The sequence below is a fragment of the Ketobacter sp. genome (assembly GCF_003671495.1).
GTDB lineage: Bacteria > Pseudomonadota > Gammaproteobacteria > Pseudomonadales > Ketobacteraceae > Ketobacter.
Genome location: NZ_RCHN01000033.1, coordinates 17,698 through 39,781, shown reverse-complemented (window position 1 = coordinate 39,781; position 22,084 = coordinate 17,698). Strand labels below are relative to the sequence as shown.

The 22,084-nt window shown below is 57.4% G+C and carries 21 protein-coding genes; 15 read left to right on the top strand and 6 right to left on the bottom strand.

The features are described from left to right. Positions 1-10: 10 nt before the first annotated feature. Together D9N14_RS15925 and D9N14_RS15920 are read left to right on the top strand one after the other, a co-directional pair. Positions 11-619, top strand: a complete 609-nt coding sequence (locus tag D9N14_RS15925; RefSeq protein WP_290581509.1) for a TetR/AcrR family transcriptional regulator — start codon at positions 11-13, stop codon at positions 617-619. A gap of 166 nt (positions 620-785) precedes the next feature. Then, complete coding sequence (locus D9N14_RS15920) at positions 786-1,715, top strand: oxygenase MpaB family protein (RefSeq protein ID WP_290581508.1); 930 nt, start codon at positions 786-788, stop codon at positions 1,713-1,715. An 8-nt stretch (positions 1,716-1,723) separates the two neighbouring features. Here D9N14_RS15920 and D9N14_RS15915 read toward each other — a convergent pair whose 3' ends face one another. Beyond that, on the bottom strand, positions 1,724-2,167 hold the full coding sequence (locus D9N14_RS15915; RefSeq protein ID WP_290581506.1) for a phosphate-starvation-inducible PsiE family protein: 444 nt from the start codon (positions 2,165-2,167) through the stop codon (positions 1,724-1,726). Positions 2,168-2,260: 93 nt separating this feature from the next. Then, on the bottom strand, positions 2,261-3,523 hold the full coding sequence (locus D9N14_RS15910; RefSeq protein WP_290581504.1) for a 6-phosphofructokinase: 1,263 nt from the start codon (positions 3,521-3,523) through the stop codon (positions 2,261-2,263). Positions 3,524-3,737: 214 nt separating this feature from the next. Here D9N14_RS15910 and D9N14_RS15905 point away from each other — a divergent pair, with 214 nt between their 5' ends. The 3 genes from D9N14_RS15905 (at position 3,738) to smrA (ending at position 6,385) form a co-directional block, all read left to right on the top strand. Continuing rightward, positions 3,738-4,316, top strand: coding sequence for a hypothetical protein (locus D9N14_RS15905; protein WP_290581502.1), 579 nt, complete (start codon positions 3,738-3,740; stop codon positions 4,314-4,316). 57 nt (positions 4,317-4,373) lie between these two features. Beyond that, complete coding sequence (gene mpl / locus D9N14_RS15900) at positions 4,374-5,732, top strand: UDP-N-acetylmuramate:L-alanyl-gamma-D-glutamyl-meso-diaminopimelate ligase (protein ID WP_290581500.1); 1,359 nt, start codon at positions 4,374-4,376, stop codon at positions 5,730-5,732. Positions 5,733-5,803: 71 nt separating this feature from the next. After that, positions 5,804-6,385, top strand: a complete 582-nt coding sequence (gene smrA / locus D9N14_RS15895; protein WP_290581498.1) for a DNA endonuclease SmrA — start codon at positions 5,804-5,806, stop codon at positions 6,383-6,385. A gap of 40 nt (positions 6,386-6,425) precedes the next feature. Here smrA and acs read toward each other — a convergent pair whose 3' ends face one another. Beyond that, positions 6,426-8,363 carry an acetate--CoA ligase gene (gene acs, locus D9N14_RS15890; RefSeq protein WP_290581496.1) on the bottom strand — a complete coding sequence of 646 codons (1,938 nt, stop codon included), beginning with the start codon at positions 8,361-8,363 and terminating at the stop codon, positions 6,426-6,428. A 749-nt stretch (positions 8,364-9,112) separates the two neighbouring features. Between acs and D9N14_RS15885 the strand changes: the two genes are divergently transcribed. The 4 genes from D9N14_RS15885 (at position 9,113) to D9N14_RS15870 (ending at position 13,346) form a co-directional block, all read left to right on the top strand. Next, positions 9,113-11,269, top strand: coding sequence for an adenosylcobalamin-dependent ribonucleoside-diphosphate reductase (locus D9N14_RS15885; RefSeq protein ID WP_290581494.1), 2,157 nt, complete (start codon positions 9,113-9,115; stop codon positions 11,267-11,269). An 83-nt stretch (positions 11,270-11,352) separates the two neighbouring features. Beyond that, complete coding sequence (locus D9N14_RS15880; protein ID WP_290581492.1) at positions 11,353-12,039, top strand: NrdJb; 687 nt, start codon at positions 11,353-11,355, stop codon at positions 12,037-12,039. Positions 12,040-12,177: 138 nt separating this feature from the next. Next, positions 12,178-12,759, top strand: coding sequence for an NAD(P)H-dependent oxidoreductase (locus D9N14_RS15875; RefSeq protein ID WP_317622634.1), 582 nt, complete (start codon positions 12,178-12,180; stop codon positions 12,757-12,759). A 44-nt stretch (positions 12,760-12,803) separates the two neighbouring features. Further along, positions 12,804-13,346: a hypothetical protein gene (locus D9N14_RS15870; protein ID WP_290581489.1), complete on the top strand. Its 543-nt coding sequence runs from the start codon at positions 12,804-12,806 to the stop codon at positions 13,344-13,346. 1 nt (position 13,347) lies between these two features. On the opposite strand, the gene D9N14_RS15865 is transcribed toward D9N14_RS15870, so the two are convergent. Then, complete coding sequence (locus D9N14_RS15865) at positions 13,348-14,286, bottom strand: MerR family transcriptional regulator (RefSeq protein WP_290581487.1); 939 nt, start codon at positions 14,284-14,286, stop codon at positions 13,348-13,350. A 305-nt stretch (positions 14,287-14,591) separates the two neighbouring features. On the opposite strand from D9N14_RS15865, the gene D9N14_RS15860 reads away from it, so the two are divergent. The 3 genes from D9N14_RS15860 to D9N14_RS15850 all read left to right on the top strand — a co-directional run bounded on the left by D9N14_RS15860 (position 14,592) and on the right by D9N14_RS15850 (position 17,760). Next, on the top strand, positions 14,592-15,152 hold the full coding sequence (locus tag D9N14_RS15860; protein WP_290581485.1) for a cytochrome b: 561 nt from the start codon (positions 14,592-14,594) through the stop codon (positions 15,150-15,152). A gap of 13 nt (positions 15,153-15,165) precedes the next feature. Beyond that, positions 15,166-16,005 (top strand): zinc-dependent peptidase, encoded by an 840-nt coding sequence (locus D9N14_RS15855; RefSeq protein ID WP_290581483.1) that lies wholly within the window; start codon positions 15,166-15,168, stop codon positions 16,003-16,005. 144 nt (positions 16,006-16,149) lie between these two features. Next, positions 16,150-17,760: an alkaline phosphatase D family protein gene (locus D9N14_RS15850; RefSeq protein WP_290581481.1), complete on the top strand. Its 1,611-nt coding sequence runs from the start codon at positions 16,150-16,152 to the stop codon at positions 17,758-17,760. 59 nt (positions 17,761-17,819) lie between these two features. Here the strand turns inward: D9N14_RS15850 and D9N14_RS15845 are convergent, their stop codons facing one another. Both D9N14_RS15845 and D9N14_RS15840 read right to left on the bottom strand, forming a co-directional pair. After that, a complete protein-coding gene (locus tag D9N14_RS15845; RefSeq protein WP_290581479.1) occupies positions 17,820-18,593 on the bottom strand; it encodes a methyltransferase family protein in 774 nt (257 codons plus the stop codon). A 57-nt stretch (positions 18,594-18,650) separates the two neighbouring features. Then, on the bottom strand, positions 18,651-19,784 hold the full coding sequence (locus D9N14_RS15840) for an acyl-CoA dehydrogenase family protein (protein WP_290581477.1): 1,134 nt from the start codon (positions 19,782-19,784) through the stop codon (positions 18,651-18,653). 229 nt (positions 19,785-20,013) lie between these two features. Here D9N14_RS15840 and D9N14_RS15835 point away from each other — a divergent pair, with 229 nt between their 5' ends. Genes D9N14_RS15835 through D9N14_RS15825 form a run of 3 tightly spaced genes read left to right on the top strand, consistent with a single transcriptional unit; the run spans position 20,014 to position 22,002 of the window. Beyond that, the gene (locus D9N14_RS15835) at positions 20,014-20,724 is read left to right on the top strand and encodes a winged helix-turn-helix transcriptional regulator (RefSeq protein ID WP_290581475.1); all 711 of its coding nucleotides are present in this window, start codon (positions 20,014-20,016) and stop codon (positions 20,722-20,724) included. 54 nt (positions 20,725-20,778) lie between these two features. Beyond that, positions 20,779-21,234 (top strand): YaiI/YqxD family protein, encoded by a 456-nt coding sequence (locus D9N14_RS15830; protein WP_290581473.1) that lies wholly within the window; start codon positions 20,779-20,781, stop codon positions 21,232-21,234. 48 nt (positions 21,235-21,282) lie between these two features. Further along, the gene (locus D9N14_RS15825; protein WP_290581471.1) at positions 21,283-22,002 is read left to right on the top strand and encodes an SIMPL domain-containing protein; all 720 of its coding nucleotides are present in this window, start codon (positions 21,283-21,285) and stop codon (positions 22,000-22,002) included. Positions 22,003-22,084 lie beyond the last annotated feature (82 nt).

Genomic DNA, 22,084 nt, shown 5'->3' with positions numbered 1-22,084 from the left:
ACCCATTAGCGTGAATCTTGAGATACCCAAAGCCTTCCTCAAAGAGGACGAGGACAGCACCAACCAACGGATTCTGGATAGCGCACGATCACTGTACATTGAATACGGATTACGCCGCACCACCATGGAAGATGTGGCGAAACGGGCCGGCATGGGGCGCGCCACCCTGTATCGCCGTTTCAGCGAGAAAGACCAGCTGTTCAAGGCGGTCATTTTTCGCGAGCTGCAGCGCCATCTGGTGATCATCGAAAACGCCATACAGGAGACCAGCTCGGCCCTGGATGCCTTGCTGGAGGCCTTTGTGCAGTTCGGAGGCCTGGTGAACGGCAACGAAGTGCTGCAACGGCTGTTGAAAACCGAGCCGGATCACGTGCTGCCCTATCTCACCACGGATTTCGAGGTGATCATGAGCTTTTCCCGCCAGTATCTGACCAACCAGATCGTGCGGGCGCAGAAAATCGGCCATATCCGGGAAGGGGACGCCAACATGATGTCGGAAATGTTGCTGCGGCTGACCCAATCTCTGATGCTGAGCCCCAGGGGGGTCATTGACCCATCCAATGAGGAAAGCCTGCGCGAGTTTACAGAAGGGTACTTGCGCCCCTTGCTAAGCGCCTGATTCTAAACGATATTCCAGCTTTCTTGAGAAAGGTTGAAACGGACCGGGAGGATTTGCCGGTGGCTTTTGACCTTTTTCACCAAAAGAGTGACCGATTAGTCACTTGATTTTAGGGATTCCTGGACATATTTTGTACGTTGTCTCACTCGGCGTTTTGGAGGATACCGTGACGCAAGCGGCCAACGTACAACAAAAACAAAATAAACCCGATTTGCAACCATTGGGCCCGGGCTCCAATACCTGGCGCAACTTTGGTTCCTACCTGTTCCACCTGATGCTGCCCCAGGCCTTTGTGCTGCAGTCCGCGCATCCGATCATCGATGTGGCGGTGTCCAAAGACAAAAAATACAAGGTCGATCCCTGGGGGCGGGCCAAAGAGTCCACTCGTTTGCTGTGGCCGGTGGTGTATTCCCGGCCGGAGAAAGCCATCGAAATGGGCCATCGCCTGCGCGAGCTGCACCGCCATATTAAAGGCGTGGACCAGCACGGCAACAAATACCATGCCCTGGATCCGGAAGCCTATTCCTGGGTACACATCACCGGCTTTGATGCCACCCTGCGGATGTACGAATATTTCGGCCGACCGGTGAGCCGCGAGGAACGGGCAGAGATGTTCAGTGAATGGAAGCGTATGGGGGCCCTGCTGGGCATTCCGGACAAATACATTCCCCAGACGGAAGACGCCTACTGGAAGCAGTTCGATTACATCATCGAGGAGCGCTTGCAGTGGGGGCCGGTGCTGGAAGACCTGATGGACCCGAAGTTCTATGCCGGCTATCCGCGGCCTGAAGAATTGAGCAAGCTGCCCATGCCACTGTTCAAACTGATGATGACGCTCATGGGCTGGGGTATGCACAAAATCACCGTGGCCACCCTGCCGCAGAACTTCCGCCGCAAATTCAACGTCCGTTACAGCAAGACCGACCAGCGCCTGTTCAAACTGTTTGCCTGGTCAGTGCGCACCTTCTACCCGTTGGTGCCGGAACGGATGCGTTATATTCCCCTGGCCTGGCGTGCCATTCAGGACTCGCGGCGTCATCCGGAAGCCTACGCAGAACACCTCACGGGAGAGCAGGTTTTTGCAACCGGCCAGTAATGTCCGGTTCACTCTTCCTCGTGGTTTTCACGAGGTAATTTGTGAATTAACCAGTAGCCAATGCTGGTGGCCAGCATGATGCCGCCTATGGCATACAGATATGAGGGCTCCAGCTTTTCCATGTCCAAAATGATTATTTTTCGGGCGATTGCCATGAGGGCGGTCGCCATGACAATTTTTACATGGATGACATCATCTCTGAGATAAATGGTGATGTTGATGAATATTTCGATAGCGATCAACACCGCCATAAACGCCCCAAAGGTGGCCAGCATGTCGGAAATGGTAAGGATGTAGATCGGTGGGCTAATCAGTTTCTGATACAGAGTCCAACCCACATCGATAACGCCCATCACGATCACGAACACCATCAAAACTGCCAGCGCGCGTACCGCCCAGTGAATCACTTTCTGTAGTTGCAGAATTAACGGTTCAGTGGGTTTGAATTCCAAAATAGCGCCCTCTTTGGAAGGATCAATGGCGACCAGTATGGCACAACAGAGGCCCTGCCTGCATTGAATTAGGCAACCCCAAATGCAGTCACCCTAGATGCTGAAGTGGGTATTCAGCACCTTCTCCACTTTGACCTTTTTCAGTTGCGCGATCATGGGGATACCATTCTGGTAAGGCGGATAGGACTCCCCCTGAATCAGCGGCTGTAAATACTTCAGGCAGGGTTCGGTCACGTCAAAGCCGCAGTCACTGATGAACTCCCGCGGCATTTTCTGCTCCACATTGGCCACCTCTGCCAGGTTAGCCTCGCCCACTGACCAGCTGTATTCCTCGCCGGGGTTGCGCACAATAATCGGCATGATGGCGTTTTTGCCGGCCAGAGCGAATTCCACCGCTGACTGCCCCATGGCGTAGGCATGGTCCACGTCGGTGGCGGAGGCGATATGCCGGGCGGCCCGCTGCAGGTAGTCCGCCAGGGCCCAGTGATACTTGTAACCCAGTTCCTTTTTGATCAGTTGCGCCAGATAGGGCGCCACGCCCCCCAGCTGGGTGTGGCCAAAGGCGTCTTTGCCGCCGGAATCCGCCAGGAAGGTGCCATCCCGCCGTTGCGCGCCCTCGGATACCACGATGGCGCAGTAGCCATCCTTCTTCACCGATTGCTGAACCTTGGCCAGGAAATCCTCCTGCTCGAAAGGCACTTCCGGAAACACGATGATCTGGGGGGCGGGGAAGCCGTCCTGGCGCGCCAGGGCACCGGCTGCGGCAATCCAGCCGGCATGGCGACCCATCACTTCCAGGATAAAAATCTTGGTGGAGGATTCGCACATGGAGGCCACGTCCAGCGCCCCTTCCCGGATGGAGATGGCCACGTATTTGGCCACCGAGCCAAAGCCCGGGCTGCAGTCGGTGAAGGGCAGGTCGTTGTCCACCGTCTTGGGAATGCCGATGCAGGTGATGGGGTAGCCCATCTTTTCGGAAATCTGGGAGACCTTGTGGGCGGTGTCCTGGGAGTCGCCGCCGCCGTTATAGAAGAAGTAGCCGATGTTGTGGGCCTTGAAAACTTCCACCAGGCGTTCGTACTCCCGGCGGTTCTCTTCATAGCTGCGCAGCTTGTAGCGGCACGAGCCGAAGGCCCCGCCAGGGGTGTGCTTGAGGGCTGCGATGGCAGCATCACTTTCCAGGCTGGTGTCAATCAGGTCTTCGGTGAGGGCCCCGATGATGCCGTTGTTGCCGGCGTACACCCGGCCGATCCGATCGGGGTGCCGGCGTGCGGTTTCGATCACGCCACAGGCGCTGGCGTTGATCACCGCTGTGACTCCACCGGATTGGGCATAGAATGCATTCTTCGTGGCCATGAATTCTCCCGCGACTGACACTGATGCAGGCCCTGGCTGGGAACCCTGCTGGAAACCGCGGCATGATATAGCAAAAGCGGAGCGGTTTCATGTTGTGTTGCTGATGGGCGGGCGCTTTTGGCACAATGCCCACAGTTTAATGCCTCACCGTATTCTGCCGCTGGTTGTTCGCCATTGGGTTCCGGGCAGTCCGGGCTTGTCATCAGGAGTTGCTTTGAAACCGTTGTTTACGCTGTTCTGGCAGTTGTGTGTGTTCCGCAGGGGGCCGCAGGACGTGCCGTATTCCCCGGTCCTGCTGGCAGTATTGGTGCTGGCCGAACTGCTGTTGGGGGCTGCCATCATCGGCCAGCTGGAGACGGCGTACATGGGCCACCAGATGATGGGCATGGTGGTGGCGCTGGGAGCCTGGCTGGCCATGGTCTGGGGCCTGTTGCGCTTCAAGGGGCTGGAGGCCCGCTACGTTCAAGCCATGACGGCCTGCCTGGGCACAGACCTGCTGCTGAGCGCGTTCACGGTGCCATTGCAGCTCTATATCCTGTCCCTGCCCCTGGATACCGGGGAAGGTACCTGGGCCCGGGTGGCCCTGCTGCTGACGCTGATCTGGGATATTCTGGTGAAAGGGCGTATCTACAGCGCGGCCCTGGGGCTGGGGCGGCTGCAGGCCAACTTACTGTCGATCACCATCTGGGTTATTGTGCTGTTGCTGAGCGACGTGTTTATGCCGGTGGAGTCCCTGGAGGCCCTGCAGCAAACCCAATCGCCGCCGTCGGTGGAACAGTCCGTTTCCGAATAAGACACTGATTTCAGGACCCTCTGTATCTAAAGGACCCTCTCGTTTAAAGGACCCTCTATGCACCTACATTTTCTCGGCATCTGCGGCACCTTCATGGGCAGCCTGGCGTTGTTGGCCAAAGCCCAGGGGCACCGGGTGACCGGCTCCGATGCCAATGTCTACCCCCCCATGAGCACCCAGCTGGAAGAGCAGGGCATCGAGCTGATCGAAGGCTATGATCCGGCCCAGCTGGACCCGGCTCCGGACCTGGTGATCATCGGCAATGCCATGTCCCGGGGCAATCCGGCGGTGGAGTACGTGCTGGACCGGGGCCTGGCCTATGCCTCCGGTCCGCAATGGCTTCGGGATCATGTGTTGCAGGGGCGCTGGGTCATCGCGGTGGCCGGCACCCATGGCAAGACCACCACCTCCTCCATGGTGGCCTGGATTCTGGAGTGGGCCGGCCTGGAGCCCGGTTACCTGATTGGCGGCATCCCCCAGAATTTCAAGGTCTCTGCCCGCCTGGGTCAGGATCCGTTCTTCGTCATCGAGGCCGATGAGTACGATTCGGCCTTCTTCGACAAGCGTTCCAAGTTCGTTCATTACCTGCCCCGCACCCTGATTCTGAATAACCTGGAATACGACCACGCGGATATTTTTGAAGACATCAAGGCCATCCAGAAGCAGTTCCATCATGTGGTGCGCACGGTGCCGGGCAATGGCCTGGTGATTCATCCACAGGCGGACCCCTATCTGACGGAGGTCCTGGCCATGGGGTGCTGGACCCCGGTGCAGCGCATTGGTGAGGGTGGCTGGCAGGCGGATCTGCTGCAGGCGGACGGTTCCTGTTTCGAGGTGTCGTTCCAGGGCCAGCGGTTCGGCACCCTGACCTGGAGCCTGACCGGGCTGCACAACGTGAATAACGCGCTGGCGGCCATTGCCGCGGCCCGCCATGCGGGGGTGACCGCGGAGCAGGGGGTGCAGGCCCTGTGTGAGTTCGGTGGCGTCAAGCGCCGCATGGAGGTGATCGGTCAGGTGCAGGGCATCACGGTGTATGATGATTTTGCCCACCACCCCACGGCCATCAAGAGCACCCTGGACGGCCTGCGCAAGCAGGTGGGCAGTGCGCGCATTGTGGCGGTGATTGAGCCTCGCTCCAATACCATGCGCCTGGGGGTGCACAAGCCACACCTGGCCCCCGCTGCGGAGCAGGCGGATGCGGTGGTGTGGTACCAGCCGCCGGGGTTGAACTGGGATCTGGAGCCGGTGGTGGCGGCCAGCAAGGTACCGGCCCGGCTGGCCGGGGACATTGATCAACTGGTGGCGGAGTTGACGGCGGCGGCCCAGCCGGGGGACCATATTGTGATCATGAGTAACGGTGGTTTTGGGGGCATTCACCAGAAACTGCTGGGTCGCCTGCGGGAACGATTCGCCTGAGCGGTTGCCCAAATCTGTATTCAGAACGTCAGCCAGAACCAGAGCGTCAGCCAGAACCAGAGGGGCCAGCCATGTTTGATCCGGAAGACGACGACCTGTTCAGCAAGGAGTTGGAAGGGGTAACGCCCCTGGTCCACAACCGGGTTTCCACCCGGCCTGCCACCGACGGACCAACGGAATCCCAGTTGGCCCGCCGGGAAGCCGCCAGTGCCCATCTGCGGCGGGATGAAAACCTGCTGACCACCGAATACGTGGACATGGTGGACCCCCACGACATCATCGAATTCAAACGCCCCGGGGTACAGGAAGGGGTGTACCGCAAGTTACGTCTGGGCAAATACAGCGTGGACGCGGTGCTGGATCTGCACCGCCGCACCGTGGAGCAGGCCCGCAAGGAAGTGTTCGAATTCATCCAGGAATGCAACCGCCTGGGGGTACGCACGGTGATGATCCTGCACGGCAAGGGGGATCGCAGCCAGCAGCCGGCCCTGCTCAAGAGTTATGTCAACAAGTGGCTGCCCTGCCTGCCGGCGGTGATGGCCTTCCACAGTGCGCAACGACACCATGGCGGTGCCGGTGCGGTATATGTGTTGCTGAAGAAAAGCGACGAGAAAAAGCAGGAGAACCGGGAGCGCCACCTGCGGGGGCGTTGAGCCTAAACGCTGACCCTTCGCCCTGCAGGTGGTGGAACCGTTACTGGTTGGCCCGGTTGTCGATCAGGTCGTTGACCACGGAAGGATCTGCCAGGGTGGAAGTGTCCCCCAGGTTTTCCAGCTCGTTGGCGGCGATCTTGCGCAGAATACGGCGCATGATTTTGCCGGAGCGGGTCTTGGGCAGGCCGGGGGCCCACTGGATCAGGTCCGGTTTGGCAATGGCCCCGATTTCCTTCGATACCACCGCCAGCAATTCCTTGCGCAGTTCTTCCGTCGGCTGGATGCCGCTCATCAGGGTCACGTAGGCGTAAACGCCCTGGCCTTTGATGTCGTGGGGATACCCCACCACCGCCGCTTCCGCCACCGCTTCATGGAGCACCAGAGCACTTTCAATTTCCGCCGTTCCCATGCGATGGCCGGACACGTTGAGTACGTCGTCCACCCGGCCGGTGATCCAGTAATAGCCGTCTTCATCGCGGCGGGCGCCATCGCCGGTGAAATAGGCACCGGGGTAGGTGGAGAAGTAGGTGTCCACGCAGCGCTGGTGGTCGCCGAACACGCTGCGGATCTGGCTGGGCCAGCTGCGCTTGATGATCAGGTTGCCTTCGGTGGCCCCGCTCAGTTCGTTGCCCTCACCGTCCACCAGAGCCGGTTCAATGCCAAAGAACGGCAAGGTGGCAGAGCCGGGTTTGAGGGTAAAGGCCCCGGGCAGGGGCGCGATCATCACAGAACCGGTTTCCGTCTGCCACCAGGTGTCCACGATGGGGCAACGGGCATCACCGACGATATTGTAATACCACTCCCAGGCTTCCGGGTTGATGGGTTCACCCACCGTGCCCAGCAGGCGGATGGACTGGCGGCTGTACTGTTTCACCGGCGCCTCGCCCTGGCTCATCAAGGCGCGGATGGCGGTGGGGGCGGTGTAGAAGATATTCACTTTGTGCTTGTCCACCACCTGCCAGCAGCGGCCGGCGTCGGGGTAGGTGGGTACCCCTTCAAACATCAGGGTGGTGCCGCCATTGGCCAGGGGGCCATAGACGATATAGGAATGCCCGGTGATCCAGCCCACATCGGCGGTACACCAGAAAATATCCCCTTCGCGGTAATCCAGAATGTACTTGTGGGTCATGGCGGAGCCCAGCATATAGCCGGCGGTGGTGTGCATGACGCCCTTGGGTTTGCCGGTGGAGCCGGAGGTGTAGAGGATGAACATAGGGTCTTCCGAATCCATTTCCTCCGCCGGGCAATCCGCGCTCACCTGGGCGGTGATGTCGTGATACCAGATGTCACGGTTTTCCTGCCATTGAATGTCGCCACCGGTGCGTTTCACCACCAGGCAGGTGTGCACATCCGGGCAGTGGGCCAGGGCTTTGTCGGCGTTGTCCTTGAGCGGAATATGGCGGCCGCCGCGCAGACCCTCATCGGCGGTGATCAGCACCTGGCAGTCGGAATCCAGGATGCGGTCTTTGAGGGATTCCGGTGAGAAACCACCGAACACCACGGAATGCACCGCACCGATCCGGGCACAGGCCAGCATGGCGTAGGCGGCTTCGGGAATCATCGGCATATAGATGCAGACCCGGTCGCCTTTTTTGACGCCGCGTTCCTTGAGGGCATTGCCCAGGCGGCAGACCTGCTCGTGCAGCTCTTTATAGGTGATGGTGGCGTCTTCCTTGGGGTCATCGCCTTCCCAGATGATGGCCACCTGATCGCCGCGGCGGTCCAGGTGACGGTCAATGCAGTTGTAGGCCGCGTTCAGCTTGCCGTCCTTGAACCAGGTGGCTTCACCTTTTGTGAAATCGTACTCGTTGACCTGGGTCCAGGGCTTGAACCAGCTGAGGAACTGTTCGGCGCGGGCGGACCAGAACTGGTCGGGTTGCTCCAGGGATTCTTTATACCAGGCCTGGTACTGTTCCAGGCTCATGTTGGCGTCCTGGGCGTAGTTGGGGTCCACCGGGTGGTTCTTGATTTCGTACATGAGGAGAAGCTCCTGTCGCTGATCGTTCTCTTGTCGTTGTTCTCGGTCGGTTTTAGCGTTTCTCTGCAGTCCGGTCAGGAAGGGCCTGACACAAGATATAGTGGTGAACGTTACTCCCGTGTCATTTAAATGGCAATTATCCTTTAGTCAAAGGCGGGACCTCTGGCGCCGTCAAAAATTTTTTGAAATGTGAAAATGACTTAAGTTAGGGTGCACTTACTTTTCAGGCGGCGGCATAGCTGAATGACTTAGCAGCTTTACCTTACAGCCCGTTTACATTCTGTAAAAAAACTCAAAACAGGGGGTTGTTAAACTTTCAAAGCTGGCTAGAATGATTTTTCGAAACCACAAGATGTTGTGGTTGGCGGCATGAGAGAGACGGATATAGCGTGTTTGCTTGTTTTCCGGGTTACCTGGGATGTCAACCGGAAAATGTCGTTGGCGGCAGGCCGAACCGCACCGTGCAGGGGCAGTCAGCACGGCTCAGCATAATAAAATCGATAGATTGTCACATCAGGTGGTAATTTATGAGGCATCCGATAGATCGCTTTACTGCTCGGGATTGTTTGGGAATTCGAATGGGACATCCGGCAACAAACTCACTTAGTTCAAGTCAAAACGCAACCGGTTCACCGGGATCATCCAGATCCTGAAACCACAACATCTAGTAGTGCACACATCCAGGCCCGCAGCCTTCCCTCAGGCTTGCGTGGGGTTCATTTTGTTCGGGAAATTATAAGAAGGTGGCAATGAGCGCTGTATCTTATCAACCAGTAGAGAAGCAAGCTGAAAGGGAAATTCCTCTGCAGGAGGCATCCTTGGATATCTGGCGGTCCAAGTACTGCCTGCAGGACAGCGAAGGCAACGCGGTGGACGACTCCATCGACCATTCATTCCAGCGGGTGGCCCGCGCCCTGGCGGACGTGGAAGCGGACGATGCCAAACGGGCGGAATGGTATGAGAAGTTCCTGTGGGCGCTGCGTCACGGCGCCATTCCGGCGGGCCGCATCCTGTCCAACGCCGGTGCCCAGGCCTACAAAGCCGACACCTCCACCATCAACTGTACAGTATCCGGCACCGTGCACGACACCATGTCCGGCATTCTGGAAAAGAACTACGAAGCCGGTCTTACCCTGAAGGCCGGTTGCGGCATCGGTTATGAGTTCTCCACCCTGCGCCCCCGTGGAGCCTATGTGTCCGGCGCCGGTGCCAAGACCTCCGGTCCGCTGTCCTTTATGGATATTTTCGATCGCACCTGTTTCACAGTGTCCTCTGCCGGTGGTCGCCGTGGTGCCCAGATGGCCACCTTTGATGTGTCCCATCCGGATGTGCTGGAGTTCATCAAGGCCAAGCGCGAAGACGGCCGCCTGCGTCAGTTCAACCTGTCTCTGCTCATCAGTGAGGAATTCATCAACTGTGTGGTGAAGGATGAGGAATGGCCCCTGGTGTTCCCCATCAAGAGCAACAGCCCTGACGCCAAGAAACTGGACCTGAAAGACAACAGCAAGGTGGTGTGGCGCGAGTTCCCGGCGGATGACGGCTACATCGTCAACGATAAAGGCCTGACCGCCTGCAAGATCTACGGCCACGAGAAAGCCCGCAAGATCTGGCACGCCATCATGTCCTCCACCTACGACTTTGCTGAACCCGGCTTCATCCTCATCGACAAGGTGAACGAGATGAACAACAACTGGTTCTGCGAAAACATCCGTGCCACCAACCCCTGTGGCGAGCAGCCCCTGCCCGAATACGGCAGCTGCCTGCTGGGTTCCGTGAATCTGACCCGGTTTGTGCGTAACCCGTTCACCGAGAAAGCCTATTTCGACTGGGACGAGTACCGCAAAGTGGTGTCCACTTTTACCCGCATGCTGGATAACGTGGTGGAAATCAATGGCCTGCCCCTGGCCCAGCAACGCCACGAGATCACCACCAAGCGTCGTCATGGTATGGGATTTTTGGGCCTGGGTTCCACCCTCACCATGCTGCGTATGAAGTACGGTTCCCCGGATTCGGTGGAATTCACCGAAGAAGTGTCCAAAGTCATGGCGGTGACCGGTTGGGAAACCGGCCTGGCGCTGGCGGACGAGAAAGGTCCGGCGCCGATTATGGAACAGGACTTTAAAGTAGACGGTGCCATGCTGCGCAAGCGTCCGGAAATGAAGAAGGACGGCTTCAAGGTGGGTGACACCATCAAAGGCAAGGTATTGCACGCCAAGTACAGCCGCTACATGCAGCGCCTGGCCCAGGCGGAGCCGGAACTGGTGGAGCAGATTGCTGAGAAGGGTGCCCGTTTTACCCATCATTCCTCCATCGCCCCTACCGGCACCATCTCCCTGTCCATTGCCAACAATGCCAGTAACGGCATCGAGCCCAGTTTTGCCCACCACTACTCCCGCAACATCATTCGGGAAGGGCGCAAGTCCAAGGAGAAGGTGGATGTGTTCTCCTATGAACTGCTGGCGTATCGTGAGCTGATCAACAGCGATGCGATGCCGTTCACCGACGAGGCGGACAAACAGTTGCCAGAATACTTTACGGCGACCGATAATGTGTCTCCGGAACAGCACGTGGATATCCAGGCGGCGGCGCAGAAGTGGGTGGATTCCTCCATCTCCAAAACCATCAATGTGCCCACGGACTTTGAATACGACAAGTTCAAGGACATCTACCTGTATGCCTTCCGCAAGGGGCTGAAAGGCTGTACCACCTTCCGCTTTAACCCGGAAGCCTTCCAGGGCGTGTTGGTGAAAGAGAAGGACATCGCAGCCACCACCTACCGTTTCACGCTGGAAGACGGCACGGTACTGGAAGCCAAAGGCAACGAGATGATCAAATACGATGGCGAAGAGCACACCGCTGCCAATCTGTACGATGCCTTGAAAGAAGGCTACTACGGCAAGCTTTGATCAGGTGAACTGAAAGGTGATGCTCATAACTGGTGCTGACACTGGTGCATACAATGGAAGACGAGAATTCAGGTAAAAAACCTATGGTTAAAGAAATCAAATCCAAAATCATTGGATACGAAGTGGTGAAGCCGGAGCAACCCGCCGTTGAACCGGAAAAACCCGAAAACAATGTGGTGCAGATGCACGAAAGTGTGGAACGTCCGGAAATGCTGCTGGGCTCCACCTACAAGATCAAGACCCCGCTGTCGGATCATGCGTTGTACATCACCATCAACGACATCATTCTCAACGAAGGCACTGAGCACGAGCAGCGCCGCCCCTTCGAGATCTTCATCAATTCGAAGAATATGGAGAACTTCCAATGGGTGCTGGCGTTGACCCGGGTTATTTCAGCGGTGTTCCGCAAGGGGGGGGATTGCACCTTCCTGGTGGAGGAGCTGAAAGCGGTGTTTGACCCCAAAGGGGGCTACTTCAAGCGCGGTGGCAAGTTCATGCCCTCCCTGGTGGCGGAAATCGGTGAAGCCATCGAGAACCACATGTGCATGATCGGCCTGCTGAAGAACGATCTGGATGATCATCAGAAAGCCTTTATCGAAAAGAAAAAACAGGAGTTGACTGCCCAGGCAAAAAAGCCTGAAGCGTCGCACGAACAAGATAGTGCCTTCCCTGAAGGGGCTAGTTTGTGCGGCAAGTGCTCCACCAAGGCTGTGATCTATATGGACGGCTGTATGACCTGCCTCAACTGTGGGGATTCCAAGTGCGGCTGATGCGATCGGCAACCCCGCATCGGTAGCGGACCCCCATCAAAAGGCCACGGCATGCGCTGTGGCCTTTTGCATTGAGTGCTTTATCAAGCCAGCACCGACCTGCATTATGAACGGACATCATGGAATGAAAGGACATCACTGATGGGAAAGAACATTGCGCTGATTCTGGGGAACTCCGATAACGAGAGCTTTTGTGCTGCCATCGCAGAGACCTATGCGGTAGCTGCCGAAGAGGCCGGGCATCAGGTTCGGTATTTTAAATTGGGGGATATTGAGTTTGATCCGGTGCTGCGGCATGGCTACAAGCAGCGCCAGACCCTGGAGCCGGGGCTGGAGTCCATACGCGAAGCCATTCTCTGGTCCGATCACCTGGTACTGGTTTATCCGATCTGGTGGGGATCGATTCCCGCGGTACTGAAGGGCATGTTTGATCGGGTGTTTCTGCCGGGCTTTGCGTTCAAGTACCGCGACAACTCGCAGTTTTGGGATCGGCTGTTGGCCGGTCGCTCCGCCCATGCTATCGCCACCATGGATACACCGCCCTGGTACTTCAAACTGGTGTACTGCAGTCCGGCCCACCACCAGATGCGCAAAACGATACTTGAATTCAGTGGCATCAAGCCGGTTAAAATCACCTCCTTTGGCCCGGTTCGCTATGCATCCGACGCCAAGCGGGCTGGTTGGCTGGGGCGGGTGCGCCGCTTTGCGCAGGCAGCCTGATCGCACGATGTAAGGTTGGGGTTATCAGAAAAGGGTGATGTATGATGGGGCTTCGGTTTACGTTGGGACTGGTGTGGTTGGTTGTGCTGCTGGCACCACGCCCCGGTATGGCCGAAGATCTGCTGAAGTATCACCCGTTTAACTTTGGCAGTGGGTCGCCGTTTACCGGGCAGCAAACCTTCGACGGCATCCAGGTGACGTTGACCACCACCAACACCCAACCCTTTGCATCGGGCTTCCGGGACCTGCTGAATACCGGGCCGGCGTCCGTGGTGATTGAGTTCAGTGAGCCGGTGTTGGCATTCGCCCTGAGCATCAGCTACGTGCTGCCACCGGATGAGTTCCTGACGGACTTCAACATCGGCATGCCGGACATACTGACGCAAACCCTGGGAGTGGTGGATGGCGTGGTCACGTCCACGGTGCCGGGGGATGGCGGTCGGGGCGAACTGATCTGGTCGAACATCAACACCACGCGCATCCGTTTCACCATCGGCAACCTGCCCGGCAGCACCAGAATGCCCGCCCTGGCCGTCGACCGGTTTGCGTTCGTGGTGCTGCCGCAGGTGCCCGGCCACGAGCGTTAACTCACAGTTTGACCAGTGATAAGTCGATTCCCTCCTGTTCCAGTACCGATTGCAGCAGGTCTTCCATGATGGCCCGGGCATGACCGGTGCGCAGCTGTATGTGGCGATGCAGATCCTCGCCGGCCCGGTCCTGGCTTTCACATTGGGCACTGTAGGCTTCGAAGGCGGTCAGGCTTTGAATGATTTCCGCCAGGTGTTGCGGACACTCACAGTCGATGCTGGAGCTCACCGAGGCGGCTTTCTCCAGCAATTGATCCGTATAAAGGCGCGGCGGCGGTTGGCGTGAAGGCAGGACGCTGACCACACCGGACTTCTCTTTCAGCCGGCGCTTGAGGTAGGTGGCGACGTCTGCGTAATCCAGCGGTGATTTCAGTGCCTGTACGCCCAGGGTACGTAGGTAGGTGACGTCCTGCTGGCGAGCATAACGGTAGGTCAGTAGCGTGATGCGCGCATTGATCTGTTTGATCAGCTGGCCCAGGGGTTTGACCTCTGCCGCTGGAATGGAAGGCTGGTCAATCAGCAGTAGATCCACCGCACTGCCGGGGTGGTGAGCGCGCAGATCGGCGCAGGTGTCGTAGTGCTGGATGAAACCCCATTGGACCTCGTTGCCCAGCCGCTGTTGAACTTTGTCGAACCACTCGGCGGCCACCGTGGTCACGTTCACAGCACGGTTACCCGCGGTCGGCTCTTCCACCGGACGAGCGCTCACCAGTTCCCTCAGTTCGTCGTCGGTCATGGCGGCGATGGCGCCGATGGTGTGCCCGTTGTCCACGCAGTGCTTGAGCAGCTTCAGGCGTTCCAGCGCCTGGTCGGAGTAAACCCGGCGGCCAGTGGGGGTACGCTGGGTCTCAACGGCGCTGTGGCGCTTCTCCCAGACCCTCAGGTTGTGCACGGTGAGGCCGGTCAGCTTGGCCACGGTGCCGATTTGATACTGTTTCACGTCTTTAGGCCCTGATTTGGTGGTTTGTCTATATATCTATAGTAGACAGTATCTATACTGAGTCGATTTATGAAAGGTATTGGGGGTTATATCTGTATTTTGTCTAGGTTTTGTTGTGGTTCTGCGTAGGCCTTGTCGTGACCGTTCCAGGGTGTGCGGTGCCCGGAGAGGGGGCGGTGTGAGATGCCAGAAGGGGAGTTGGAGCAAGGTGCTGAGAATTCAATCAGCACAAAAAGTGGTATTCTGCGGTCAGCTCACCGGGCGGGTGGGCGAGACTTCAACCCAAAGCGCTAGGAGTAACGCGGATGCAATTGGATACCGCAGACAAGTTCAGTCCCATTACCGTCGCCTTGCATTGGATCGTCGGGCTTTCCATCATCGGCCTGCTGGCCGTAGGCGTCTACATGGCCGAAACCGAAACCCGCAGCCTGTACCCGTTGCATAAGTCCTTCGGATTTCTGATCTTTTTCATCGTGGTGCTGCGGGTGGTCTGGCGCCTGCGTAATGGTTGGCCGGTGCCGGTGAGCCAGTATTCCAGCATCGAGCAGATCCTGGCGAAAGTGGTGCACTGGGTGTTGATTCTGGGCACGCTGTGCATGCCGATCTCCGGTTTTCTGATGTCCACCATGGGCGGTCATGGCCTGGAGGTGTTCGGGTTGGAAGTGGTGGCCCGCAATCTGGACCCGGAGAATCCCGCCAAGTCGATTCCCATCCATAAAGCACTGGCTTCGTTCTCCCACAGTGCCCATCACTGGTTGGGTGAAGCCATGATCGTGGCCGTGATCCTGCACGTGGCAGGGGCCCTGAAACATCACCTGATTGACCGGGACGGCACTTTGCGCAGAATGCTGGGGGCGCGGGTGTAGTGGTAAGCGGGTCGTGATCTACCTGATTCTGCTGTCGGTGCCGGCGGCGGTTCTGGCCTGGTATCTGGGCAGCAGGTTTCGGGGCCACTGGAAACAGCAGCGCCGTCGTCGGTTGCAGGCGGCGCCCTTTCCGGACGCCTGGCGTGAACTGTTGCAGCAGCAGTTTGCCCTCTATCGCAAGTTGCCGGACCGGGAGCGGCGCACCCTGGAGCGCCACATGCAGGTGTTCATGGCGGAAAAGGTGTTTGTGGGATGCAATGGCATGGAGATCAATGAGCATGTGAAGTTGCTGATCGCGGCCCAGGCCTGCATCCTGATCCTGAACAAGGCCACCGACTATTATCCCGGTTTTGCAACCATTCTGGTGTACCCGGAAACCTTTGTGGTGCCGGTGACCCAGCGGGACGGGATGGTGCATTCGGATATGGTGTCGGTGCGCACCGGTGAATCCTGGCATCGGGGCCCGATTGTGCTGGCCTGGGATCAGGTGTTGCAGGGTGCCCGCAACGACCGCGATGGTCACAATGTGGTGATGCATGAATTTGCCCACAAACTGGACGAGGAAAACTGGCAAATGGACGGCCTGCCGATTCTGTCCGACCCCCAGCAGTATGGTCCCTGGAAGCAGGTATTAACGGATGCCTACCAGCAATTGCACCGGGCCATGGAGTTGGATCAACCGAATGTGATTGACGATTATGGCGCCACCTCGCCCGCTGAATTTTTTGCTGTGGTGACGGAAACGTTTTTCGAAAAACCGCAACAGTTGCAACAACAACATCCGCAATTATACGACCAGTTCAAACGCTATTATGGTTCGGACCCTGTGCAATGGGTGCAGCGGGAATCGTGATAGAAATACTGAAATAATGTGTCAACGACGCAATAAAAGCGTCTGCCCCCTGTCATAGAGTGCTCTTACCATCGGCGGCATGCCTGCTTAACCCTCCCATCCATACTGTGAATTCGTTCATGCTGTGAATTTAAGGACAAGCTCATGTCAGACCAGGATAAGAAAACCCGTCGTCAGTTTATGCGTTCATCCGGAATTCTGTTGGCGGCGGGAGTGGTTGCTCCCCGCTTTGCCCAATCCGCTCCGGCCTTCATTACTCTGGATTCTGCCCGGCCGAAACTGGAACAGGGTATTCAGATCGGTGATGTGCAGTGTCACGGGGCCATGATCTGGAGTCGCAGTGATCGTCCGGCCCGCATGCTGGTGGAGTACGATCTGTCCCCGGATTTTGCACGGCCGGTGAAAGTGCGCGGCCCCTATGCATTGGCCACCTCGGATTTTACCGCGCGACTGGATCTGCGCCAGTTGCCCTCGGACCGGGAAATCTTTGTGCGGGTGCAGTTCCAGGATTTGAGTAACGACCGGGTCGTCAGTGAGCCGGTCAGCGGACGTTTTGTCACGGCTCCACGCCGCCGCCGCGACATTCGCTTTCTGTGGTCCGGTGATACCGCCGGGCAGGGCTGGGGCATCAATCCTGAATTTGGCGGCATGAAAATTTATGAGGCCATGCGCCAGGAGCAACCGGATTTCTTTATTCACTGCGGCGACAATATTTACGCCGATGGCCCGATTGCAGAATACCAACTCGCTGAAAATGGACAGATGTGGCACAACCTGGTGACGGAGGAAGTGTCCAAGGTGGCAGAAACCCTGGATGAATTCCGCGGCCGCTACAAGTACAACCTGTTGGATGAAAACGTCCGCCGCTTCAATGCGGAGGTGCCGCAGATCTGGCAGTGGGATGATCATGAAGTGGTGAACAACTGGTCCGATGCCAAGGATCTGAGCAACGATGTCCGCTACACTGAAAAAAACGTACCCACCCTGATTGCCCACGGCAGCCGCGCCTTCCTGGAATACGCCCCTATGCGCCCCCACGACAGCTCGGAACCGGAACGGGTTTATCGCAAGCTGTCCTATGGGGATCTGCTGGATGTGATCGTGATTGATATGCGCAGCTACCGTGCCGGCAACTCCGCCAACAACCAGTCTGAACCCGGTCCGGAAACCGCCTTCCTGGGTCAGGAACAGATCGCCTGGATCAAACATCAGCTGGAGCATTCCAAAGCCGTGTGGAAGGTGATTGCCTCTGATATGCCCATCGGGTTGGTTGTGCGCGACGGTGCCGATAAATTTGAAAACCTGGCCAATGGTGATGGCCCTGCCCTGGGCCGTGAACTGGAGATGGCCGGGCTGCTGCGTTACATCAAGCGCAAGCGGATCAAGAATGTGGTCTGGTTTACGGCCGATGTGCATTACTGCGCCGCCCATCACTATGATCCCAATCGCGCCCAGTTCCAGGATTTCCTGCCGTTCTGGGAGTTCGTCAGCGGCCCGTTGAACGCCGGCAGTTTCGGTCCCAACACGCTGGACAACACCTTTGGCCCCCGGGTGGATTTCCAGATGGCACCGGACAGCCCCAATCAAAGTCCGTTTGCCGGACTGCAGTTCTATGGTCAGGTGGACATTGATGCCTATTCCGCTGAGATGACCGTCACCCTGAAGGACATTGATGGTAAAGCGGTGTACAGCAAAACCCTGGAGCCGGAACAAGGCCGTGGCTGGCACAAGGGATGGGAGCGTCACGATCGGTAGTTCAGTGTGGCGGAAGGCTTTTCGTTAAGGCCCTTCCGCCACGATTTTTTTCAAGAGAGTTACTTCCAGCTGAAGAACATGCCCACCCGCTTCTTGTATTCCAGGTATTGCTCGCCAAATTCGCGGACCAGGTCGTTTTCCTCTAAGCGCAACCCGGTAAAGATATACGCGGTGAGGCTCAGGGTCATTACCAGTTTGGTTGCGCTCATATCCGGTACGCACCACATGCCGATCAAGGCGCCCAGCATGATGGGGTGGCGGCTGAAACGGTACATCCAGTTTTCCTTGAACTCCGGTGCCTGGTAAGCGCGATCGTTGACGGCGAACCAGATCTGGCGCAGACCGAACAAATCCCAATGGTTGATGGCAAAGGTGGCGGCAAACAGATAGCTCCAGCCCGCCCCGAACAGGCACCACAGTATCGTTCGTCCGGCCAGGGATTCCACTTGCCACAGATGTCCGCTCACCGGTTGCCACAGCGCGAGGATGATCAGCAGGGTGGCTCCGCTGCCCCACACAAAGGTGGCGCGCTCGCTGGCGGCACTGAAAGTATTGGCAAAGGCCCGTTTGAAAAAAGGCCGTGCCATGATGGAGTGCTGCAGCCCGAATAATCCGATCAGCAGCACATTGATGACACAGGCCAGCAGCGCGTTGTCGGTCAGGACAATAAAGCTTCCCATGGGCAGGATGCCCGCCATGGCCAGAATCACCGCCACTAAGCCGGCACAACCGATCAGATAGGAAGCGATGCCATAGAGCAGCAGCGTACTCTTGCGGCCCGCAGTAAGTGGCTGGTCGAGGGTGTTGGTTGGTTGATGAATCAGCGTTGTCATGAGGTCTCTCCAGAAAAATAGTGAGTAAAAATGTGAATAAGAACACGTCAGTTTTAGTCAGAGGCTGATGGGGTCCAGACCCATTAAAAGTCGGCCGGAAAAGTTGACCTGCTTGTGCTCGGGCAAGGGATGAAAATGCATTGCCCTGACATCGCGTACAATCCGCTCCAGGGGATGGCCTTGGAAAAAACCACTACCACCCACCAACACCGCTGCCTGCTCAACCACATTGCGGATGGCCTGATTGGCGATGGTTTTGCGGGTGAGAATGGCGTTCGTCAAAGCACGCGACGGTGTGAAGCCATAATTGTCCTGACAGCGCACCATGTCCTCCAACGCCAGTTGGGCGGTGGTGAGTTGATTGTGCAGGGTGCCTAACAGGCTCGCTAATTCCAGGTTACCGGTGCTGGCGGTGCGAGCCAGTTCGAACGCTTTCTCTGCCAGCCCTAAATAACAGGCTGTAATCAGTGGCATGGCAATCGGTAATAGGGTGTCCCAGATGGGGTGCCACACCCCGGCCGGGCGCCGGGCCACAATGGCCTGCTCGGGCAGGAACACGTTCTCCAGTACGATGTCGTTGGAGCCGGTGCCGCGCATGCCCAGGGTTTTCCAGTTGTTTTGCACACGAATGCCCGCGCTGCTCATGGGCAGTGAGAAGTGAATCACCTCAGCGCCCTCGGCGCCTTGATGGTTCACGCTGGACACCAGCACCTGGGCGCCGGGGCCACCGCTGACGAAACGTTTGTGCGCGTTGATGAGGTAGCCCCCGTCTACAGCTTGGGCGGTGCCGTTGGATTCCAACCAGTCGTTGGCACCAGTGCCGGCGATGATCAGCTCCTGGCTGGCAATTTTCTGCAGGGTGGCCTGTGCCCGGGTGTCACCGCGTTGTGCCTTATACACATTCAGGGCCACGGGGTGGGAATGCATGGCGAACGCCAGGGCGGTGGAGCCACAATACTGCCCAAGTTGCTGAGTCACCTGACAAAGTTCGCTGTAGGTGAGGCCTGCGCCCCCCAGCTCAACAGGTATGGCCAATGAAAAGAATCGCGCTTCCTGCAGGTCTTTGTAATTTTTTTGTACAAACATGCAATTGGTGTCAAAATCGAAAGCGCGGTCGGCGAACAGGCTGCCCAAATTGTTCAGCAATTCTTCTGCTGTGTTAAACCAGGCAGTGTGGTGGTGCGTTGTCATGGTTCTCTCCTTGCGGTGTTGTGTGTCGTAGTGATCAACAACGCCATGGTAGGTAAACCGATCCGGCAAACATACTTTGCAAACTGTAGTAACCAACTACGCAAACTGTAGTAACGCACTGCCAAATATGTAGTTGGCGTAAAAGCTGTATTACGAGCGAAAATCACTGTGAGTTTTCACACGTTTATTTGGCCAATGAATACCGCCAATCAATATCGAGGATGAGCCGATGCAATACGGACAATTTTGCCCCATCTCAAAAGCCGCTGAGGTGTTGGGTGATAAGTGGACTTTGCTGATCGTACGCGAACTGCTGATGGGCGCTTCCCGGTTCAATACGCTGCAGCGTGGCCTGTGCTCCATCTCGCCCACCATGTTGACCAAACGCCTGAATGAGTTGTGCAGTTGTGGTCTGGTGTTGAAGAAAAAAATACCCGGCCAGAAAGGCTATGAATACTTTTTAACGCCTGCCGGCCAGGAGCTGTATCCGGTGTTGGAGACCATGGGCGTGTGGGGCATGCGCTGGGCGCGGGAGGGCATGCCCCAGAGTGACCTGGATGTGGAGCTGCTGATGCTGTACCTGGAGCGCAGTGTGGATACAGAAAAGCTGGTGGGCACCGAGACGGTGATCCGCTTTCAGTTTACCGATCTGGTGGATCTGAAAAACTGGTGGCTGGTGGTGAAGAACGATCATGTGGACACCTGCATCCATGACCCCGGAAAGGAAGTGGATGTGTATTTCACCACCGACCTGCGTACCATGATCCAGGCCTGGATGGGGGACATCAGCTACAAACAGGCTATTGCAGAAAAGCGCCTGACCCTGGTGGGCCCGCCGGCATTGACCAAAAACGTCAGTCAGTGGATCAGGCCCTCGGTGTTTGTTGGCATCCCGCCGGCTGCGGACATTCACACCAATATGATGGGGGCGGGCATCTAGGCCTGGTTCAGGGTAGAATGCCTGCCACAATGCATAATTTGGGAACGCGGTAGCATGAATATTTGGGTGGATGCAGATGCCTGTCCGGTGGTGATCAAGGAAATCCTGTTTCGGGCAGCCGAGCGCAAAAAGGTGGTGACCACCCTGGTGGCGAACCAGTTTCTGCGGGTGCCAAAATCCGCCTTCATTCAGTTCCTGCAGGTGCAATCCGGCTTTGATGTGGCGGACAACGAAATCGTGCGCCGGGTCAATGCCGGTGACCTGGTGATCACCAGCGATATTCCCCTGGCGGCAGAAGCCATTGCCAAAGGCGCCCAGGCCCTGAGTCCGCGGGGGGAGCTGCACACCGCAGAAAACATTGGCCCGCGCCTGAATATGCGGGATTTTCTCGACACCATGCGTTCCAGTGGTGTTGACACCGGTGGGCCGCCGGCCTTGAGTCAGAGTGACCGGCAGGCGTTCGCCAACCATCTGGATCGCATTCTGGCCAAGCGCGAAGCCAGCCGTTGAGCGCCGCGAGCGTATTCGATTCACCATCATGACCACAGGGAGCGAATGATGTCCGGGAACAATACAGTGGGAGCCTTTTTGCTGGGGCTGTTGGTGTGCGTGGGGTTGCTTGGCCTGGGGTATGTGTTGGGCAGTTCCGCAATCCAGTTCAAGGAGTATGAGCGCACGGTCACCGTGAAAGGCCTGTCAGAACGGGAGGTGGATGCCGACATCGTCATCTGGCCCATTCAATTCACCGAGGCTCACAACGAACTGGGTGCGTTGTACGCCGCCCTGGATGCCAGCACCGACAAGATCAAGGCGTTCCTGCAGGCCAACGGCATTGCCGCTGAGGACATTACCGTATCGCAGCCTGCCATCACCGATAAATCCGCCCAGCAATATGGCAACAATGGTGCGGTGGCGTTTCGTTATGCTGCGCAGCAAACCGTGACCGTGTATTCCCGTCAGATCCCCCAGGTACGTGACGTGATGAGCAAGCTTTCGGAGCTGGGGCGGCAGGGGGTGGTCATTACCCGGGGCGACTATCAGGCGCAGACCGAATACCTGTTCACGGATTTGAACGCGGTGAAACCGCAGATGATTGAGGAGGCCACCAAGCAGGCGCGGGAGGTGGCCATGAAATTTGCAGACGATTCCCAGAGCACCCTGGGCAAGATCAAGCGGGCCTCCCAGGGCCAGTTCACCATCAGTCCCCGGGACACCAACAATCCTCACATCAAAAAGGTGAGGGTGGTCTCCACCGTGGAATACTACTTGTCCGATTAAACCGCTTGCCCGATAAATTGGGTGGGCAAACCCGTTTAGGGTATTCGTAAAACCATATATATGATATTTCATATATGTGTCA

Coding starts and splice junctions, on each gene's coding strand:
- D9N14_RS15910 (WP_290581504.1), bottom strand. CDS start 3,523: ATGGCCACGAAGAATGCATTCTATGCCCAATCCGGTGGAGTCACAGCG.
- mpl (WP_290581500.1), top strand. CDS start 4,374: ATGCACCTACATTTTCTCGGCATCTGCGGCACCTTCATGGGCAGCCTG.
- smrA (WP_290581498.1), top strand. CDS start 5,804: ATGTTTGATCCGGAAGACGACGACCTGTTCAGCAAGGAGTTGGAAGGG.
- acs (WP_290581496.1), bottom strand. CDS start 8,363: ATGTACGAAATCAAGAACCACCCGGTGGACCCCAACTACGCCCAGGAC.
- D9N14_RS15885 (WP_290581494.1), top strand. CDS start 9,113: ATGAGCGCTGTATCTTATCAACCAGTAGAGAAGCAAGCTGAAAGGGAA.
- D9N14_RS15880 (WP_290581492.1), top strand. CDS start 11,353: ATGGTTAAAGAAATCAAATCCAAAATCATTGGATACGAAGTGGTGAAG.
- D9N14_RS15870 (WP_290581489.1), top strand. CDS start 12,804: ATGGGGCTTCGGTTTACGTTGGGACTGGTGTGGTTGGTTGTGCTGCTG.
- D9N14_RS15860 (WP_290581485.1), top strand. CDS start 14,592: ATGCAATTGGATACCGCAGACAAGTTCAGTCCCATTACCGTCGCCTTG.
- D9N14_RS15850 (WP_290581481.1), top strand. CDS start 16,150: ATGTCAGACCAGGATAAGAAAACCCGTCGTCAGTTTATGCGTTCATCC.
- D9N14_RS15845 (WP_290581479.1), bottom strand. CDS start 18,593: ATGACAACGCTGATTCATCAACCAACCAACACCCTCGACCAGCCACTT.
- D9N14_RS15840 (WP_290581477.1), bottom strand. CDS start 19,784: ATGACAACGCACCACCACACTGCCTGGTTTAACACAGCAGAAGAATTG.
- D9N14_RS15835 (WP_290581475.1), top strand. CDS start 20,014: ATGCAATACGGACAATTTTGCCCCATCTCAAAAGCCGCTGAGGTGTTG.
- D9N14_RS15830 (WP_290581473.1), top strand. CDS start 20,779: ATGAATATTTGGGTGGATGCAGATGCCTGTCCGGTGGTGATCAAGGAA.
- D9N14_RS15825 (WP_290581471.1), top strand. CDS start 21,283: ATGTCCGGGAACAATACAGTGGGAGCCTTTTTGCTGGGGCTGTTGGTG.